Annotated in this window: 14 protein-coding genes; 5 read left to right on the top strand and 9 right to left on the bottom strand. The window is 59.3% G+C overall.

Translation table 11 applies throughout. From position 1 onward, the window contains the following. Window positions 1–71: 71 nt before the first annotated feature. Together HY868_07060 and HY868_07065 are read right to left on the bottom strand one after the other, a co-directional pair. The gene (locus tag HY868_07060) at window positions 72–1,730 is read right to left on the bottom strand and encodes a hypothetical protein (protein MBI5301878.1); all 1,659 of its coding nucleotides are present in this window, start codon (window positions 1,728–1,730) and stop codon (window positions 72–74) included. Window positions 1,731–1,785: 55 nt separating this feature from the next. Beyond that, entirely contained in the window at window positions 1,786–3,000 is a 1,215-nt protein-coding gene (locus tag HY868_07065) for an acyl-CoA/acyl-ACP dehydrogenase (GenBank protein ID MBI5301879.1), read from the bottom strand. Between the two features lie 201 nt (window positions 3,001–3,201). Between HY868_07065 and HY868_07070 the strand changes: the two genes are divergently transcribed. Then, complete coding sequence (locus tag HY868_07070; protein MBI5301880.1) at window positions 3,202–5,982, top strand: AAA family ATPase; 2,781 nt, start codon at window positions 3,202–3,204, stop codon at window positions 5,980–5,982. 30 nt (window positions 5,983–6,012) lie between these two features. Here HY868_07070 and HY868_07075 read toward each other — a convergent pair whose 3' ends face one another. From HY868_07075 to HY868_07095, 5 genes are all read right to left on the bottom strand, one after another. After that, window positions 6,013–7,434: an NAD(P)/FAD-dependent oxidoreductase gene (locus tag HY868_07075; GenBank protein MBI5301881.1), complete on the bottom strand. Its 1,422-nt coding sequence runs from the start codon at window positions 7,432–7,434 to the stop codon at window positions 6,013–6,015. Further along, window positions 7,435–8,739, bottom strand: a complete 1,305-nt coding sequence (locus tag HY868_07080) for a Rieske 2Fe-2S domain-containing protein (GenBank protein MBI5301882.1) — start codon at window positions 8,737–8,739, stop codon at window positions 7,435–7,437. A gap of 118 nt (window positions 8,740–8,857) precedes the next feature. Next, window positions 8,858–9,328, bottom strand: coding sequence for a hypothetical protein (locus HY868_07085; protein MBI5301883.1), 471 nt, complete (start codon window positions 9,326–9,328; stop codon window positions 8,858–8,860). Beyond that, entirely contained in the window at window positions 9,325–10,068 is a 744-nt protein-coding gene (locus tag HY868_07090; GenBank protein MBI5301884.1) for a hypothetical protein, read from the bottom strand. Before HY868_07090 ends, HY868_07085 begins: the two co-directional genes overlap by 4 nt. Before the next feature lie 44 nt (window positions 10,069–10,112). Continuing rightward, on the bottom strand, window positions 10,113–11,885 hold the full coding sequence (locus HY868_07095; protein MBI5301885.1) for a thioredoxin domain-containing protein: 1,773 nt from the start codon (window positions 11,883–11,885) through the stop codon (window positions 10,113–10,115). Window positions 11,886–12,074: 189 nt separating this feature from the next. Here HY868_07095 and HY868_07100 point away from each other — a divergent pair, with 189 nt between their 5' ends. The 4 genes from HY868_07100 to HY868_07115 are packed head-to-tail and all read left to right on the top strand — an operon-like array spanning window position 12,075 to window position 15,821. Beyond that, a complete protein-coding gene (locus HY868_07100; protein MBI5301886.1) occupies window positions 12,075–12,869 on the top strand; it encodes a carbon-nitrogen family hydrolase in 795 nt (264 codons plus the stop codon). A gap of 57 nt (window positions 12,870–12,926) precedes the next feature. Next, window positions 12,927–13,703 (top strand): type III pantothenate kinase, encoded by a 777-nt coding sequence (locus HY868_07105; GenBank protein ID MBI5301887.1) that lies wholly within the window; start codon window positions 12,927–12,929, stop codon window positions 13,701–13,703. Continuing rightward, entirely contained in the window at window positions 13,700–14,590 is an 891-nt protein-coding gene (locus HY868_07110) for a hypothetical protein (GenBank protein ID MBI5301888.1), read from the top strand. Before HY868_07105 ends, HY868_07110 begins: the two co-directional genes overlap by 4 nt. A 22-nt stretch (window positions 14,591–14,612) precedes the next feature. Continuing rightward, on the top strand, window positions 14,613–15,821 hold the full coding sequence (locus tag HY868_07115; GenBank protein ID MBI5301889.1) for a class I SAM-dependent methyltransferase: 1,209 nt from the start codon (window positions 14,613–14,615) through the stop codon (window positions 15,819–15,821). A 63-nt stretch (window positions 15,822–15,884) separates the two neighbouring features. On the opposite strand, the gene HY868_07120 is transcribed toward HY868_07115, so the two are convergent. Together HY868_07120 and HY868_07125 are read right to left on the bottom strand one after the other, a co-directional pair. Further along, entirely contained in the window at window positions 15,885–17,891 is a 2,007-nt protein-coding gene (locus HY868_07120) for a hypothetical protein (protein MBI5301890.1), read from the bottom strand. Window positions 17,892–17,947: 56 nt separating this feature from the next. Next, the gene (locus HY868_07125; protein MBI5301891.1) at window positions 17,948–19,198 is read right to left on the bottom strand and encodes a GAF domain-containing sensor histidine kinase; all 1,251 of its coding nucleotides are present in this window, start codon (window positions 19,196–19,198) and stop codon (window positions 17,948–17,950) included. Window positions 19,199–19,205: the final 7 nt, after the last annotated feature.

The following is a 19,205-nucleotide window of genomic DNA, read 5'->3' on the forward strand; positions in this document are numbered from 1 at the left end:
CGCACTCTATCCGTGATTATAGCACCGCGACGTTCGTTTGTCAAATTGTCGTTACGCGTTCTCGTTTTGGGCTATTGGTTTACACCAATATCTGGGAAATAGTTGACCGATGGCGTTGTTGTGGACAAACGAATAAAGCCCCACCACGTGCCCCATCGCCCCGAACCGTCGCCAGTGCCAACCGGCGTCGCGGCGTACTCTTGCACCGTCCAAAAATTCACATCGCCAAGTGGATCCACTACCGTATGACTAAAATCGCCCCAACGATTTTCGCCGACGCCAAACGTCTTGAAATAATACCCGTCACCGGCTTTGAGCACGACTGGATCGCGCGTCGTGTTTGCCGGATCGCTCGCGTATCGAAACGCATACACGGCAGATGCAAACGCGCCGGACGAAAATCGCGATGCGCCGATGAGCACGTCCCCACTCTTGTTGACGGCGAGCGACGGGTACGCGTAATGATAACCGCCATTCGTCTGCGACGCGGTTGGGTCTTGTACGCGACCTTGTTGATACACGACTAGATTGGTGGGATCAGCATCCAACTGCCACCACTGCGCGACATATCGTCGGTCGGATCCATTCACTAATTCGATATTTTGGACACACCACAAACTCGTCGCGCCATCCACCGTGCGGACTATCGCGTTCTGCATGCGCGCGTCAATAATATCAATGAGTCGCGTACCGCCCGCTTGTGGAAGTACCTCACCTCCAGGAGGATTCCATGCGCCTAAAACTGAACTGACAAAAGTCGTCGTGTTGAGATTCAACACCGGCGCGTTCGTCGGTCCGTTGACCCAGTGTTTGCGAATCAAACCGCTCGCGCTGCTGTAATGTTGAATCAAGTTTTCGGTGGCAAATGTCGGATCCAATGTCACCGCCGGGGTCATGCCTAACGGGATACTCGCTAATGACCAGACCCAGCCGTTGAACAAACCGGCATACACACTGGCTTTGTCGAACACGTAAACCTGACCGCGCTGACTTCCCGCACCGATAGGAAACATATTGACCGTGATCACGAGCCAATCTTTGTTGTAGCCGAGTTGCGGAAAGTCCGCCCACAACACGCCCGATCCATCCGCGGTGAAACACGCTCTGTACCAACTGCCCAGCGGGTCGCTCGTTGCCGACGCGGCAAGGCAAACTTGCGATGCGGTCGTCCCAGCATTGCGTACCGCCGCGGCGATCCAGCGATAACTCAACGCGTCGAACTGGATACGCGGATCGAACATATTGGTGATGCCCCAGAACGTATCGAGCCACAGCGTACTGAGAATGTTGCCGTCTTTGTCGTGAATCCGCACGCGATCATTCAACATCGTCACGACTTGATCAACGCCGACCGCGCCCATCGTATCCGGTGGGATCGTTAGGTTGCTGTCATCCAATCCCAGGAAATTCTTGTCCATTGCCGGCGAAACATCGCGCGGTTGCATGGCGGGCAACTGAACGCCCAACCGCGGCGCGGCGCTCGCGCTCGTCAACTCCGGTACGCGCATGCGCGGCGCAACGAATGGCGCACGCGGCACGCGCGGACTCGCGGCTTCTCGTCGCGCGACCTCGTCGAAATTGAACGCACGCACATCCGTCACTGAAATCCGCGTGCCCGCCAAAACCACCGGTCCCTGTGCTGAGGCCGGCAGATGCGTCGCTTGCAACACCGCCAAGAAACCCAGTACCGCAACCCAACGCGCAATTTGCCAAACCCAATTACCTTTCACCTTCGTACTCCATTCAGACAATTTCGATTTGCCATTCGCTATCCGCCATTCGCCGTCACCTGTACGGTATCGCGACCTCGCCGATAAACTCGCGCGCAATGATAATCTTCATCACGTTCGCGCCGCCCTCCGCGCCGACGACGTACGACATCAAGCCGCGCAGCAACATTTCGAGCGGCGTCTCAATCGTATAGCCCATCGCGCCGTGATGCATCATCGCGTGCTTGACGATCTCCACACCGAGCGCCGGCGCGGTCAGTTTGCAAATCGCAACGTTCGTGTTGATCTCTTTGCGCGACACGGCGCGCGCGTCCTTGCCGAACTCGTCCACGAGCCACGCCGTCTTGTGTAACTGATTCTTGAGCATCTCGAGTCGCGCATAGTCCTCCGCGATCTCAAACGATATGCCCTCAAACTTGGCGAGCGGTTGACCGAACAACTCGCGTTGCTGGGTGTACTCGGATGTGATTTCGAGCGCGCGTTCCGCGCCGCCAGTACACGCCGCGCATACGAGCACGCGCGCCGCGTTGAATCCTTCCATGCTCACGTAAAAACCGCGATTCTCTTCGCCCAGCACGTACTTGGCTGGCACGCGCGCGTTCTCATACGCGATGACGCCGGTCGAAAGTCCCATCCGTCCCATCATCGTCAATTTCGAGGTCGTGATGCCTGGCGTGTCAAGCGGAATATACGCGAACGTCATCCCCTTATTGCCCAGGTCTGGCGCGGTGCGAAACAGCGTGACGTGTCCCCCACCCCGTTGTGCCGCTTCGACGACGCCGCTCACAAAATACTTTTCGCCGTTGAGCACGTACGCGTCGCCGTCGCGTATGCCACGCGTGCGAATGTTCCCGAGGTCCGACCCGCCGCGCGATTCCGTCGTCGCGATGCCGAGAAACCACTCGCCGTTTGCAACGCGCGGCAACACCTCGCGCTTGAGTTCCGCGCTCCCGTGCCGCGCGATGAGATAACCCCAGCCGAGCGCGAGCAACAAGTACACCGGCAGCGACATCGAAAGTTCCGCGCGCGCGATCTCGTGCACCGCCAGCATCCCGTACATGATTTCTTCGCCGCGCACCGCCGAGCCGCCGTACTCCTCCGGAATCGTCACGCCGAACAGACCCAGGTCTGCCATCGCGCGAATAATTTCCGACGGAATACCTTGCGCCTTTTGGTCAATCTCGCGCGAGCGCGGCGCGATCTGTTTCTCGGCAAACTCACGCACGGTGCGTTTGAACAAATCTTGTTGCGCGTTCAATCGAAAATCCACAGTGATTCTCCTGCGAAATTCAGACTGCCGACGACATGGTATAACCACACAGAACACACAGGAAAGTCGTTCATTTTTCTCGTTGAGATCTCGGTGTCGTGGTCAGTTTCTAACCTGATTATACTACCGCTATCACGCGTGTCAAAAGCCATTGCGCTTTTGCGCGGGATACGGTAGAATCACGGCGGAGGGAAAACTGGGGTGGCTCGCCTGGACTTGCATCTTTTTGGCGCGCCGCGTCTCGAACGCGACCACACACCGGTCCATTTCGAAACGCGCAAGGCGCTCGCCTTGCTCGCTTATCTCGCACTGACGCGCACGCCGCACCGCCGCGATACACTCGCGACCTGGTTTTGGCAAGAGAGCGATCAGACGCACGCCCGCGGCGCGTTGCGGCGCACCCTCGCCGCGCTGAACGCGGTGGACGCCGACTGGCTCGACACAGACCGCGAAGTGATCGCGCTCAACCCGCGCGCATCGCTGTACGTAGACGTGTGCGCGTTTCGCGATCTGCTCGCGTCGTGCGCGCCGGCGAACGACGGTACGCGCCTCGATTCGCTCACGCGCGCGGTCGAAATTTATCGCGACGATTTCCTCGCCGGGTTTTCGCTGCGCGATTCGCCGGCATTCGACGAGTGGCAATTCTTCCAGACCGAGCAACTTCGCCGCGAATTGGCGAACGCGCTCAAACAACTCGCACAGTTGCAACGCGCGCGCGGCGAGTACGCGACGGCGCTCGCGCACGCGCAACGGTGGCTCGCGCTCGATCCACTCCACGAACCGGCGCATCGCGAATTGATGCGCGTGTTCGCTAAAGCCGGCGAACGCGAATCCGCGTTGCGACAGTATAACGAATGTGTGCGCGTCCTCGACGCCGAACTCGGCGTGCCGCCGCTCGAAGAAACGACGCGGCTGTACGAAGCGATCAAGTCAAGTCATGCGGCACAAATAAAAGAATCTGCTCCCTTGCTCCCTAGCCCCCCTACCCCCTTACCTATCGTGGGTCGGACAAACGAACTCGACACACTCCACGCGATTCACGCCTCCATCCAAACCGCCGGACATCTCGTGCTCATCGAAGGCGAACCCGGCATCGGTAAGACGCGGCTCGTCGAAACATTTCTTGCCGATGCGAACGCGCCGGTCGTGATCGCGCGTTGTTACGAGGGCGAAACCGGGTTGACGTTCGCGCCGATCCTGTCTGCCTTGCGCGCGGCGTTGAGCAATCGCGACGCGATGCAACGCGTGACGCGCTTGCCCGCGCACTGGGTCAGCGAAGCCGCGCGGCTCTTGCCGGAAATCGGTACGCCGCCAACCACGCCAATCGAATCGCCTGGCGCGCAAAGCCGTTTCTTTGAAGGCATCGCACGCCTGCTCGATACGCTGCTGCACTCGACGCGCCCCGGCGTATTGCTGATGGATGACGCACACTGGGCAGACAACGCGTCGCTCGACCTGTTCGCGTTTTTGGCGCGACGTTTGCGCGAACATCGGTGGCTGATCTTGCTCACCGTGCGCGAGTTACCGACCCAGCATCCGCTCAAACATCTCGTCGCCGAACTCGCGCGCGCGGGACGCACAACTGAATTGCCGCTCACACGACTCGACGCGTCGGCGGTGTGTGAACTGACTCGCGCGTTCGGCTTGCCGGAAAATGTCAGTGCGGATTTGTTCACCGAATCCGAAGGACTGCCGTTCTTTGTCGTCGAGTACCTTCACGCGTTCGCCGCGTCGCCGGACAAATTCGATTGGCGTCTGCCGGACAGCGTTCGCCGGCTCGTACGTTCGCGGCTCGACGCGGCGAGTGAGACCGCGCAACAATTGCTTGGCGCGGCGGCGGTCATCGGGCGCTCGTTCGATTTCGACACGTTGCGCGACGCGAGCGGGCGCAGTGAAGACGAAACGCTTGCCGCGCTCGAAGAATTGCTCGCGCGCGGCTTGGTCAAGGAAATGGAAACGCCGGGCGCACAGTACGATTTCAGCCACGATAAATTGCGCGCGTTCGCGTACGATCAACTGACGCACGCGCGGCGACGCTTGTTGCATCGCCGCGTCGCGGACGCGCAAATCGCGCGGCATCGTCAGGACGCAGGCGCGTGGGCGGCGCACATCGCGAATCATTTGCAACTCGCCGGGCAAAATGAATCGGCGGGCGCGTATTTCAGAATCGCGGGCGATCACGCGCGCACCCTGTTCGCCAATCGCGAAGCGCTCGCGCACTACACGACTGCGCTCGCGCTGACCGGCGACGCGACACTCCATGAACCGATCGGCGACCTGCGAACGTTGCTCGGCGAATTCAGTGCGGCGCTCGCGAGCTACGCGGCGGCAAGCGCCGCGCCGCACGCGCGCGTCGAAAGCAAAATCGGCAACGTGTACGCGCGGCGCGGCGAGTGGGAATCTGCCGTGTGTCATTTTCAAAACGCGCTGACCGCGTTGAATGGCAACAGCACGCCCGACGAACACGCGCGCATCTACGCGGATTGGAGTTGGACGGCTTTTCGCGCTGGGGACAAGGCAGAGGCAATGGATCTGGCGGAACGCGCGCTCGCGCTCGCGCAAAAGGCAAACGATGAGTACGCGCTCGCGCTCGCGCACAATTTGCTCGGCATCCTGGCGAAGAACGCCGGCGAGTTGGATCACGCGCGCGAACATTTCGAAACGAGTCTCGCGCTTGCCGAAACGTTGAGCGATCCGAGCGCGCGCATCGCCGCGTTAAACAATCTGGCGCGCGCCCATGCCGCGAGCGGCAACCTTGCGCGCGCCATCGCGTTCGCCGAGCGCGCGCTTGCGCAATGCGTCGCGCAGGGCGACCGTCATCGCCAAGCCGCGTTGCGAAATAACCTGGCAGATTTATTGCACGCTGCCGGAAAATCTGCCGAAGCGATGTTGCAACTCAAACAAGCGACCGTACTGTTTGCCGAAATCGGCGCAGAATCCGGCGAGACACAAACGGAGATTTGGAAATTGGTCGAGTGGTGATCATTCCCTCTCCCTCCCAGGGAGAGGGAGTCATGACATTCTTCGTAACGCCGCGCGCGCGGCGTGATAACCGCACATTCCATGCACACCGCCGCCCGGCGGTGTGGACGACGAGCAAATGAAAACATCTTTTGCCGGCGTCGTGTACGGATTCCAACGCCACGTCGGGCGCGTGTAGAGTTGCCACAAATCTTGCGCGCCGCCGGAAATATCGCCGCCGATGTAATTCGCGTTGTGTTGCTCCATCAGCGCCGGCGTGTACACGTGTTGCGCGAGAATACAATCGCGAAAACCCGGCGCAAAGCGTTCGATCTGCGCGATCATGCGCGCCGTCATGTCGAAGGTCGAACCGTTCGGCACGTGACAGTACGACCAAACGGTATGTTTGCCGCGCGGCGCGCGCGTCGCATCGAATAGCGATGCCTGGACGACGAGCATGTACGGTTTTTCCGGCGGTATCCCCTCCGCCGTCTCGCGTTCCGATTGCGCGATCTCGGCGAGCGTGCCGCCGACGTGAACGGTCCCCGCGCGGCAACACCCCGCTGCCTTCCACGGAATCGGCGCGTCGAGCGCGAAATCTATTTTGAACACACCCGGTCCGTAGCGAAATTTTTCGAGCGCGCGGCGATAGCCGGACGTGAAACGATGCCCGGCGATTTCGAGCAATTGGCGCGGCGTCACATCGAAGAGGTACGCGCGCGCGCTAGGTAGTTCCTCGATTTTTTCGATGCGCTGATTCGTGATGATCTTGCCACCGAGCGAACACAAATACGCGCCAAGCGCATCCGCCAACTTTTGCGAGCCGCCTTTCACGAGGGGCCAGCCACTCGCATGCGCCGCAATGCCGAGCGCGAGTCCGTACGCGGCAGTCGAGATATTTTCGAGCGGCGACATGGTGTGTGCGGCAATCCCGGCGAACAAGCCGCGCGCGCGTTCTTCCTCGAAGAAAAGTTCGGCGAGCGCACGCGCCGGTAAAAGCGCGGGGAGCGCAAAGCGTGCGAATGTGAATGGATAGCGCGGGGGAAGCGGAAGTGGTCCGAGCAAATCGTGATTGAGTTTTTCCGCGTCGTTGACGAGCGGCTCGATGAGATTGCGATACGCGTTCGCATCGCGACCCAGGGTCGCGCAGGTCGCGTCCATCGAACGCGAGAGCACCGCCGCCGTACCATCGTCGAGCGGATGCGCGAGCGCGGCGGCCGGGTAAATCAGCTCGACCCCCAGGTTTTGGAGCGGCACACTTTTGAAAAACGGCGACACGGCGGTGAGCGCCTGCACCGTCGAGCAAATATCGTGCGTGAAACCGGGCAGCGTCAATTCAGCGGAGCGAATGCCGCCGCCAATCGTCGCGTTCGCCTCGAACACGCAGACCGACTTGCCCGCGCGCGCGAGCGTGATCGCCGCCGCCAGTCCGTTCGGTCCCGCACCAACGACAACCGCGTCATACGCGGACAACTACAGTCGCTCCACGCGCGCGCGCTCGCCATCCAGCGCGACGCGATACCGGGTCAGTGGTTTCTTCGCTGGACCGCGCACGACGTTGCCGGTCCCCACATCGAATTGGGAACCATGCAACGGACACGTAATCGTACACTCGACCAGATCGCCTTCGCTCAACGGACCACCGGCGTGCGTGCATTCGTCCTGGGTCACGAATAAAGTCCCCTCCACATTGAACACCGCGACGCTTTCCCCGTCCACTTGCACCGCCTTGGATTTCCCCGGCGGAATATCGCTAACGAGAAACTCATTCGCCGGCAAATCAGTCTTGGATTGCACCGGCGCCGTCGTCACCGGAACTTGAATATAAACCTCGCCATCGCGCAGCATAACCGGATATTGTTCGAGCCGCGCACTGGGATCAACGAGCAATTGCCCGCTCATCAAGTTGTACTCGAATCCATGCCAGGGACACGTGAGCGTATCGCCTTCGAGACAGCCGGTCGCGACGGGTCCGCCGCGATGCAAGCACCAATTTCGCACGGCGTACCAATTGCCCTTGTGATGAAAAACCCCAATGGAGAGTCCATCTATTTGGATCAATGTCCGGTCGCCGTCCGGAATATCGGGCGCGCGCGCGACCAGGACTTGGCGCGTCGCAACCGGCGCGGCGGGCGCGTGTTCGTGTTCGTACGCGTGCTGTGCCAACGCGCTCACCGCGCTTGTGTCAACCGACACCAACGCGTCGAACGTCTCGGCTTCGCGCTCGGTGCCGTACGCACGCGCGAGCATTTCGAGGATCACCATCAACAACTTGTCCCACGCGTCCACTGCGCGATGTTCCAACCCGGCGTCACCCTCGCGCAGTTCTTTGGTCAATGCCGCGGCAATCGCGTGTTGAACGAAACCAACTTGACCGATAACATAGCGTTCGGCGATGTAAATGTGCGGATCGGCGCCATGCGAAGTGTGTGCGCGTCCAACGTAATCCACATAGCGCGCATAATCGTCATCGTAGACGCCTTGCGCGGTCCGAATCCAAAAATTAGTGAGGTGCCGCATGCGTAGTTCAACATAGTCTTGGTCCACCACGCCATCTTTTTTGAGAAAAAATTTGCGCGTCGGTGGGTAGCGCAACAGGTGCGCGTAAAACTTGGAAACAATTTCAGGTAAATGTTTTTCGATCACCGGCGCGGATTGCCGAATGGCTTGAACGTCGGCGTCTTTAAGACCAACAAAGTCCGCCATGTATTTGAAATAGCGTCCCGCATCTTCTGCGCCGCGCTTTGCCATCACGCTCACATGCACGTTTGCATCCACGAGACTTTTTCTCCTTTTAGCCGTCAGCGGCTCGGTGTTGCTTTTCCGCGTCGCCAACATGGTACGCGGTCTTAGAAAATCCAGTAAACCAGCATCGTGATGCCAGCGACGATAAGACTCAAAATGATCGAACCGACCACACCTTCGAAAACGCGACCAGATGAAATCGGTAGTCGCGATAACCCGCCGTGCCTTCTGTGCCAGGCAATACGACCAACCTGGGATGCAACGTGACGAAGATGATCCAATCGAGAATGATCAAATCCATCGCGTTGAACACCGTCATCATCACCATCACCGCGAGCGCGACTTCGAGAAACGATAGCTCACCACCTTTGAGTTGCCCCAACTCCATCAACGCGCCGACAAAAATCGCGATGAATGCGATCACGACCGGCAACGTGACCACGTGTTTTTGTCGCTGCGCGTTTTCCCTCATCGCGCCAAAACGCACTTGAATGTCCGGCGGATAATCCTTGAGCCAGATTTCCGGATTCACCAACGCAATCACTATGAACGACACAATCATCAGCGCGCCAAACAGTGTGCCGTACATGATACTATGCTGAAATAATAGGAGCAGATTCACGATTTGCCTCGACCACTTACCCAGCGTACCGGCGCGCCGACGTTGTAGAGCAAGGTACGGAACATCGCGTTCTGCCACGTATTCTTGACGTACTGCCACTGCATTTTCGGATCCACACAGGTCTTGGTCATGTTGACTTGACCATTTACGCCCCAACGCGTGGCGAGTTGCGTGAGTACATGCATCCATGTGGACTCTTGCTCATGCGCGCCGCCGAAGAAACGCATTCCCATTTCATAAATCGGATCGGTTGCGCGATACAATCCTTGAACCTGCGCTACCGTCACATCCTCTTCGACGGACGCGCTAAACGTGTTCCAGCCGGAAATCGGAAATCCTTCCGGCGTCATCACCGTAAATTGCTCGTCGTCGGCATAAAGTATCATCACGCCGCTCTTCATCGGCGTCAGTTGTTTCATTGCCGGCGCTTGAAACATATTCAAATCAAAATAAACCATCTCGCCGGGCTTGACGCCATCGAGCGGCGGATAGACGCGATTTCCCGGCGGTTGAAATTTTGCAAAGTTGATTTTCCAATCGGCGATCACTTGCGCGGGTGTGACTTGGACACCGCTCAAACGGACGCGATAGGTCGCCTGCCACATCTGACCAAAACCCTGCAGAGCGCCGGAAACATGACGACCATCCACATTCACCGTCGTCACACCGGGCGGCACATTTTCCGGATGCAAGTGATGCACGGGTTTTGCCCATGCCAAATTGCGTGGGTCGTCGGACATTTGCTCCTCCCCAAATGTAGAGTAAGTTTCCAACTTGCCTTGCCCTATTGCAAAATCTGTCGCATCCCTTCGAGCACACCGCTTGCCTCGCTCGCCGGCGCGAGGCATTTTTGCCCGACGCAGACGTACGCGCGCGGCGTCACGTTCGCGGGATAACCCAGTTGCGCGATCCGCGCCACATCGCGCGCCGGATCGAGCACCTGCACGATTTTCGCAGGCGCGTATTCATCGAGCGCAGCGCGATGCAATGCGCGCGTGTGCGCATCATTCACATCGCCAACGATATGCACCGTGATCGGCTCGGTAAGCAAATGACTCACCGCGCGCGCGTATTCCGCCGCCATGAATCCGTACTTGCTGTACTCGCCGGCAAAGTACGCCAACGATTTTTCCGCCGCGTCGCGATAACGCTCCTCGCCGGTGAAACGATGCAAGCGCGTGAGTGCGTCCGCCATCGCCGCGTTTTCCGCGAGTGGATGATCGGGCACACGCAACAAGCCGAGCGTCTCATGCGCGCGCGGCTCGCTGATAAACGCGCTCGCGTCGAGCAACTGGGCGAGTGCGAGATCGGCGAGCGATTGTGCGCGCGTCAGATGCGCGACATCGCCGGTGAATTGGTACGCGTCGAGATACGCGCGCGTCGTGTGCGCGAGATCCGCTAGTTGATTAGCGAGTTGTGGCGCGCCATCCGGCGTCGCATAGTGCAACAGCCCGACATCGGCGCGAAACATCGCATTCCAAATTCGGTCGAGTGTTTTGAGCGCGAACGCGATCAACGATTCATCGCCGAGCGCGTGCGACGCTTCGAGGTAACCGTTCACCATCAATGCGTTCCAATCGGTGTAGAAATTACGATCCACATACGGCGCGACCAGTTTCGCGCGCTCGGCAAGCGGCAACGCATAGTACGCTTCGTCCGCATCCTGGGATCCATAGAATCCACCGCGCGTTTGATCGCTCAGAGTCGCATTGAGATACGCGGTCATACTATTCATCGTCTTGACAAAAATCTCGCGCGGCGCAACCTGGTGCGCGTGCGCGAGAACCGCGAACAATTTCGCGTTATCTTCGAGCATCTTTTCAAAATGCGGCACGCTCCAATCACGCGTCGTCGAGTACCGGAAAAATCCGCCGGCTTCTTGATCGTACGTACCACCGCTCGCCATATGCGTCAGCGTAACCGTCACAACCGGCAATAGTCGTTCGTCGCGCGTCGCGTGATAGCGTTCGAGCGCGAGTTCAATCGCGTCGGTGTGCGGAAATTTCGGCTCCGTCCCGAACCCGCCGTGCACCGCGTCGAATTGATCGAGCACATCGCGCGCGACCGTATCCACAATTGTTTGCGACAACGCGCCGCGCGATGAACGCGCACCGAGAGCTTGCTCGCGCTTGACGTTCATCTCGCCGATTTTCGCCAGGATGTCGAGTTTGTTGTGTTTGTACGCGTCGCTCACCTGCGCGAGGTACGCGCGCATTTGCGACGGCGGAATGTACGTTCCGCCGGTGAGTAATTCGCCTTCGGGTGTGAGAAACGCCGTTGTGGGCCAACCACCCAGGTTGTAGCGGCGGTTCACATCGGGGCGTTGATCGTTGTCCACGCGAATCGGGACAAAACGTTCGTTGATGAGCCGAATCACTTCGCCATCCGAGTACGACGTTTCGTCCATCACGTGACACCAGTGACACCACACGGCGGAAATACCCAGCAGAATCGGTTTATCGTTTTGTTTCGCTTCCGCGAACGTTTGCGAATTCCAATCGTGCCAATTGATTTCGCTCGCGCGGTTGGGGCGCGGCGAGAAATGAAAGTGAGACATGCGTGACCTCGGGAGGACTGTGTGAGGCGCGTTGTGCGATGAGTATTGCGTATTGCGTGATGCAAAGATTATACCTGGTTGAGAATCGAAAGACAATGGCAGTCTGGGAATTCTAATGGATTTTTATTGATTGACACTCGCGGGTTTGTATGGTAGATTTTCGACCGCTGACCATACAGGTGTACGAAAATGGCACACACACTTTCGATTGCCCTCGCCCAGATAGACCTCGCACTGGGCGATCCCGCGCGCAACTTGGAAGCTGTACACACGCGCGTTGCCGAAGCGAAAGCACGCGGCGCGGACATTGTCGTCTTGCCCGAGTTGTGGAGCAGCGCGTACGATTTGGAACGCGCGCGTGCGCTCGCGTCCGCACGCGACGCGGGAATGTTCGCCGAGACTGCGCGGCTCGCCCGCGAGACCGGCATCGCCATCGTCGGCTCATTGCTCGAAAGCGATGGCACGCGCGTGTTCAACACTGCGACGATGTTCGACGCGCGCGGCAATCTCGTCGGCGCGTATCGCAAACTGCATCTCGTCCCGATGCTCGACGAACATGTGTATCTGACTGGCGGCGACGATGCGCGCGTGTTTGAAATGCCATTCGGCAAATTCGCGCTCGGCATCTGTTACGATTTGCGTTTTCCGGAATTGTGGCGACACTATGCGGTGAGCGGCGCGCGCATCGCGTTCGTTCCGGCGGAATGGCACCTCAAACGCGCGGCGCATTGGCGCGCGCTCGTCCCCGCACGCGCGATTGAGAACCAGATGTATTTCGTCGCGTGCAATCGCGTGGGCGCATCGAAAGGCGAACCGTTCGGCGGCGGCTCGATGATCGTGAATCCCTGGGGCGAGATTCTCGCGCAGGGCGACGACCGCGAAGCATTGCTGATCGCGCAAATTGATCTCGACATGGTGGACGATGTGCGTGCGCGCGTGCCGGTGTTTCGGGATCGGCGTGCGGATGTATATGGTAAATGGTAATTAGAGATTGGAGATTGTGTTGATGCACAATCGAAAATCGGCAATCGAAAACCGAAAATGGAAACAATCCTTCTCTTTGACATCGGCAACACCCACACGACGCTTGGCGAGTATCGCGGCGATGAACTCGTCGCGACGTGGCGGATTGCGACGCGCGTCGAAGGCACACCCGACGAGTACGCGGTGACGCTGCACGCGTTGTTGCGCCAACGCGGCGGCAATGGCACCGTCTTCGACGGCTGCGCGATTGCTTCGTCCGTGCCCGCGCTCGTTTCGACCTTCGTGGAATTGTGCGAACAACATTTGCATTTGAAACCAGTTGTCGTCAGCGCGATGATAAAGACCGGGATCACGATTCGCACCGATTCGCCGCGCGAGGTCGGCGCGGATCGCATCGCGAACGCGGTCGCGGCAAAATCGTTGTACGGCGCGCCGGCGATTGTGATTGACTTTTCGCCGCTCGCGACGATCTTCGACGCGCTGGATGACGCCGGCGATTACATCGGCACGGCGATTGCGCCCGGCGTGGCGACCGCGGCGGAAGCGTTGTTCGCGCACGCGGCGCAGTTGCCGCGCGTCGAACTCGTCGCGCCCGCGTCGCACAGTCCGATTGGCAAAAACAGCGCGAGCGCGGTGCAAGCCGGATTGGTGTACGGTTACGTCGCGATGGTCGAGGGGATGATCGCGCGCATCAAAAAGGAATTGCCGCGCGCGCGCGTTATTGGCACCGGCGAAATGGTGAACCTCATCGCGCGCGAAACGAACGCGATGGATGTGGTGGACGAATCCTTGACGCTCAAGGGATTGAAGAAGATTTACGAGATGAATACATGACAATTTCCCTCGCCTCCGCCTTTCACCCGCGCGGCGAAATCCCGCGCCTCGAAAAACTCTTGCCACTATTATGTGACGCGTACTCAAGCATCGCGGTTTCCGTACCGCCACAGGCACACGCGGACGATGTTCGCGCGTTGGAGCAACTCGGCATTGCGGTCGTCGTCACGCGCGATTGGTCGCACGGGCGACACGCCGCGTTGAAACGCGCGATGGAATCGGACGCGACACACATCCACTATAACGACCTCGACCGTTTGTTGCGCTGGGTCGAAACGCGCCCGGAGGAATGGCGCGACACCACCGCTCGCGTTCAGCAATGCGATTGCCTCGTCGTTGGGCGCACCGAATGTGCGTACGCCACGCATCCGCGCGCGCTCGTCGAGACCGAAGCGATTAGCAATCTCGTTGTTTCATCTTTGCTTGCCAACTGTCATTGCGCGCCGCCAAGCGGCGAAGCAATCCCCAATTCACACGCGGAGATTGCTTCGCAAAGACCGCTCGCAATGACAACGCCAACATCCGCGTTCATCCGCCCGCCAGGCGATGCGCGTCCAATTGATCTCAGCGCCGGCTCGAAAGGGTTCAGTCGTCGTGCGGCGGAATTTCTCATCGCACACAGTCCGCCCGGTCGCGCGCTTGGAATGGATGCCGAGTGGATCGTGCTATTGCAGCGCGCCGGATTCGCGATTGAATACATCAAGGTCGAGGGACTGGACTGGGAATCCGCGGATCAATTCGCGGTCAACGCGGCGGACGCCGAGATGCAACGTCGCGCGGCGGAGCGATACGACGCCGATCCGAAACACTGGGCGCGACGCGTCGCGGTCGCAATGGAAATTGTGCATGCAGGTCTGGACGCGGCACAGCGAACATTGAAAGAATAACCGCTTGGCAGTTCGATTTTTTATGAACCCACGAATTATTCTCAAACAAGGCAAAGAAAAAAATCTCCTCGCGCGCCATCCCTGGATTTTCTCCGGCGCGATTGCGCGCGCGGACAACGCGCACGATGGTGACACGGTGGACGTGTGCGACGCGTCCGGTAAATGGCTCGCGCGCGGGTACTACAACGCGCGGTCACAGATCGCGGTGCGCGTGTGGACGTGGAACGACGAGCCGATTGATCGCGCGTTTTTCCACGCGCGCCTCACGCGCGCGATTGCCGCGCGCGAATCCTTGGTTGATCGCGCGACGACGGACGCGTACCGATTGGTGAATGCAGAGAGCGACTTGCTTCCCGGCATGATCGTTGATCGCTACGCCGATTTTGTCGTCGTACAATTCTTGACGCTCGGCGCAGACCGGCGACGCGAGGACATCGTGGCGGTACTGGACGAGCTTCTTCATCCGCGTGGTATTTACGAACGCAGTGACGTGGACGTGCGCGAGAAAGAGGGACTGGCATCGGTGGTCGGCGTTCTGCACGGCGATGAACCGCCCGACCGCGTGGAAATTCGCGAGAATAGTTTTCGTTTGTTGGTGGATGTGAAACGCGGACACAAGACAGGGCTTTATTTGGATCAGCGCGAGAATCGGAAACGTGTCGCCGAATTGTTCACAGCAGGGGAGCAAGGGAGCAAGGATACAGGGGAGATACTCAACGTGTTTTCCTACACCGGCGGATTTTCGGTGTACGCGTGCGCGGCGAATGCTAACGCGCGCGCCGTCAACCTCGATGCGTCGCGCGAGGCACTTGATCTCGCGCGCGAGAACATGCGACTGAACGATTGCGCCGCGCGCGGCGAGTTCGTCGAAGGCGATGCGTTCGTGGTGTTACGAAAATATCGCGACATGGCAAAATCGTTCGACGCGATCATCCTCGATCCGCCCAAGTTCGTGCACGCGCAATCACAAATGCAATCCGGGTTGCGCGGCTACAAGGACATCAACCTGCTCGCGTTCAAGTTGCTCAAACCAGGCGGCACGCTCGTTACGTTTTCGTGCTCGGGGCAAGTGAGCGCGCAGATGTTTCAAACCGTCGTTTTTGAAGCCGCGACGGACGCGCATCGCGACGTACAGATCATCGGCAAGTTATCCCAGTCACCCGACCACCCAATCCTGCTCGCGTTTCCGGAATCCGAATACCTCAAGGGACTCGTTTGCCGCGTATTGTAAAATCTATCCTCGGTCCACAAAGAGAAAATATCTTTGTGTTCCTTCGTGTCCTTCGTGGGCAATTTATTTTGTTTGGTTCCTACTTTTTTTCCCTCTGAACACGACGACACCTGCCGCAATTCCCAGGACGATAATCACGCCGACAACCGCCGCGCCGTACTCGACGCGAAACGGCGACGAGGTGAGCGCGATTTCACGCGCGGCGCACGCTTCGACGCGCGTTTCGTTTTCACCCGCGCGATAGGTGACGCGTCCCTGCGCGAGCGCGGCGCGCCAACCGTTTTGCGCCGATTGAAGCAACGCGCGTTTCAACTGCGCCTCGTCGTCTTTCGGCGATGCCTTGTCGAGCGACGCGAGGGTTGGTGCGAGCGCATCCAGTTGAGCGGAGAATGCGGCGCACGCGGGCGATAAATCTACCTGCTCGCGATAATCCAACGATGCGAACCACCCGTCCTCGGAACTGCGCCACGCGATATTTTTCGGCGCAAGCGCCGCGCGCACCAACGCCCAGTCCGGCTGATCGGGTGTGGCGTGCATCAACGCGTTCAGCTTGTTCATCAAGTCCGCCTCGTTCGCGAACGCGATGTTGAGATTGAGCGTTCCCAGGTCTGCCGAGATTTCCGCGCCCGCACCCACTTGACGCCAGGTATCCACCGTGCGCGTGAGCGATTGTCGCGTCGCGTCGCCAGGTTGTGGTGTGAGAGAAAACGCGATGACACGCGACCCAGGTGTCATCGTGACCTGGGTACGCGAAACGGTGAACGCAGGCGGGCGGTACGTCGCGACAAACGCGTCGCCAAGCGCGGCGCGCGCCTTGTCGGCGGCAGGCGCGACCTCGTTTTGCTCCAACAACGCGCGCGCCCACGCGAGGTTCAGTGATTTGCGCTGCGCCGCCGCGCGTTCCGTCGTGAACAACGGTCCCGCGCCATTCGGCATGAGTCCGCGCGCCTTGTCGTAATAACTCGCGGCATCGGCGAATACCCCGCGCGTTTGCGCGTCGAGTCCGAGATAAAAATAATCTTCGGCGAGTTGCTTGCGCGCGTTCGCATCGTTCGTCGCAAGCACTTGCCACTGCTCGACCGCGAGTTGCACGTACGCCGCGACGCGCGGTCCCGTCGCCGCGCCGGCGCGCGCTTCGTAGATCGCGGCAAGGGCTTGGCGCGCCGCGCGCTGGTTCGGATCGAGCCGCGCGGCGGTTTCGAGTTCGGCAATCGCTTGAGCGTAAAAACTATCGCGGCGCGGCGTGTCCGGCAACGCGAGTTGGCGCAACACGTTGCCGAGCGCGGCGCGCGCGTTCGCGTCGTTCGGCGCTTGCTGTGCCGCGCGGCGTTTCACGTTCAACTCACTCCACACCGCCGGGCGAATGAACGTGAGCGTCGGGTTCGCCACCGGTTCGTTCGTCGTGAAATTCCAACGCAAACTGCGCCCGTCGAAATGCGGGTTCGGCGGATCGAACGCGATAATCTGTTCGAGCGTCGTGTTTTCCGGAAATTGCATTTCGAGCCGCGCGCTCCCGACACTGCCCTTCCACCCGGTCGCCGGAAATAAACCGTAGGTAAAACGCGGCACGAGACTGTCACCCAGGTCTTGTTGAAAATCGAACCGCACCGTTTTCTTTTCGTCGCCGGCGATCGCGAGCGTGAAGGTGTACCAATCCACGTTGCGTACTTCTTTGCCGATTCTGAGATCGGCTTTCGCCGGATTCAACGTGTTTATTTTCTTGCCCTCCAGCGTCACGATGAACACATCGAGTCGCGCGGGGTCGAAGGTGTACGCATCGCCCGCCCAAGCCGGAAAACCGACCGCGATGGAGAGATCATTGAGCCGGTCGGTGTTGTGAAGTTTGAACGTCGAATTGCCGGTGATGACTGTGCGACCGTTGATCTCGACAATCTCCGCGTCAAGCGTGAGCGCGGTTAACTCGATGGGTGTGTCGCGCGTGAGCGGCGCGAGTGCGATCGGCACGTTGATCGCAACGGCTTGCGCGCGCGTCGAGTGCGGCAGCACGAATACAATCGCGAGGAGCGCAACAATTATTGTCGCGAGCAAAATCGTTTTGGTGAATCGCATCGTTACTCAAAAAAAACGAGGGTTGCCGAAATTCGTGTGCAACCCCCGTTGGTAGATTAATTTCCGTTCGATTCGGATGGCGGTTTGAGCGGGATCGCCAGCGTCACTTTGGTGCCCTTGCCGATTTTCGAATCAATCGTCAGTTTGCCGCGCGCGAGTTCTGCGCGTTCTTTCATGTTCAACAAACCGAGCGAGCCGCGTTGCGCGTACGCTTCTTCCACACTCGCCACGTCAAAACCCTTGCCATCGTCGCGCACGCTCAACACCAATATCTCTGGCGTTTCACGCGCGGAAATCCAGATGCTTTTGGCGTGCGCGTGTTTCTTGGCGTTGCCCACCGCTTCTTGAACGATCGAAAATACCGCGCCCTCGATCTTGGGCGCAAAACGCATCGTGATATCGTCCGCTTCGAGAAACACCGGGGTGCCGTTCGCCTCGCGTAAACGTTCGACGTAGACTTGGAGCGCGGCGTGCAAACCCTGGGTTTCGAGCGCGACGGGACGCAAATCGAACAGCATGTTGCGAACCTGGTGCATCGCCGTCGTCGCGAGGCGTTCGAGATCGGTGACTTCGGTATCGGTGCGTTCGGGCTGGCGCGCGATGACGTTGCGGAGATGCTTGAGTCCCATCACGAGCGACGCGAGAATTTGCGATGGACCGTCGTGCAGATCGCGCGCAAGTTCGCGGCGCACTTCTTCTTCGACTGCGAGGATGCGGTCGCGCTCGGCAACGATTTGCTGATACAATCGCGCGTTCTCGATCACGATGGCGGATTGCGCGGCGAATGCCATCAACAATTCCTGGTCGTCGGCGTTAAAACGTTCGCCCGATTGTTTGTTCAATACTTCGATGACGCCGATGGGATTGCTTTTATAAATCAGCGGCGCGGCGAGCAGTGACACGGTTTGAAACGCGAGCGTCTCATCCATGCGCGTCAAAAAGCGCGGATCGGAGGCGGCGTGATGGACGGTCGCCGGCAAACGCCGCGTAAAGACCCAGCCCGCGATGCCTTCGTCGGTGCGGATGCGTTTGTTGAGCAGGGCTTTGCCGCCGCCGCCTTGCACGACCTGAAACACCAATTCGTTCGTGGTTTTGTCGAGCAACAGCAACGAACCAGCCGTCGCCTTCAACACGTCCATCGCGTTCGAGAGAATGAGCGCGAGCAAACGATCCAGGCGCAGTTCGGACGCAAGCGTATGCGCGACTTCTTGCAGCGTTTCGAGCGCGGCAATGCGCTGTTCTAAGAGAGCAATTTTCTTTTCAAGTTCTGGGCGAGTGCGTTCGCCTAACGAACCAGGCGCATCCATAAATATT

The organism is Chloroflexota bacterium, from assembly GCA_016219275.1.
Lineage (GTDB): Bacteria > Chloroflexota > Anaerolineae > UBA4142 > UBA4142 > JACRBM01.

What these genes read in the sequence shown, in the direction of transcription:
- HY868_07090 (MBI5301884.1), bottom strand. Translation starts at nt 10,068, where the DNA reads ATGTCCGACGACCCACGCAATTTGGCATGGGCAAAACCCGTGCATCAC.
- HY868_07095 (MBI5301885.1), bottom strand. Translation starts at nt 11,885, where the DNA reads ATGTCTCACTTTCATTTCTCGCCGCGCCCCAACCGCGCGAGCGAAATC.
- HY868_07100 (MBI5301886.1), top strand. Translation starts at nt 12,075, where the DNA reads ATGGCACACACACTTTCGATTGCCCTCGCCCAGATAGACCTCGCACTG.
- HY868_07105 (MBI5301887.1), top strand. Translation starts at nt 12,927, where the DNA reads ATGGAAACAATCCTTCTCTTTGACATCGGCAACACCCACACGACGCTT.
- HY868_07110 (MBI5301888.1), top strand. Translation starts at nt 13,700, where the DNA reads ATGACAATTTCCCTCGCCTCCGCCTTTCACCCGCGCGGCGAAATCCCG.
- HY868_07115 (MBI5301889.1), top strand. Translation starts at nt 14,613, where the DNA reads ATGAACCCACGAATTATTCTCAAACAAGGCAAAGAAAAAAATCTCCTC.
- HY868_07120 (MBI5301890.1), bottom strand. Translation starts at nt 17,891, where the DNA reads ATGCGATTCACCAAAACGATTTTGCTCGCGACAATAATTGTTGCGCTC.
- HY868_07125 (MBI5301891.1), bottom strand. Translation starts at nt 19,198, where the DNA reads ATGGATGCGCCTGGTTCGTTAGGCGAACGCACTCGCCCAGAACTTGAA.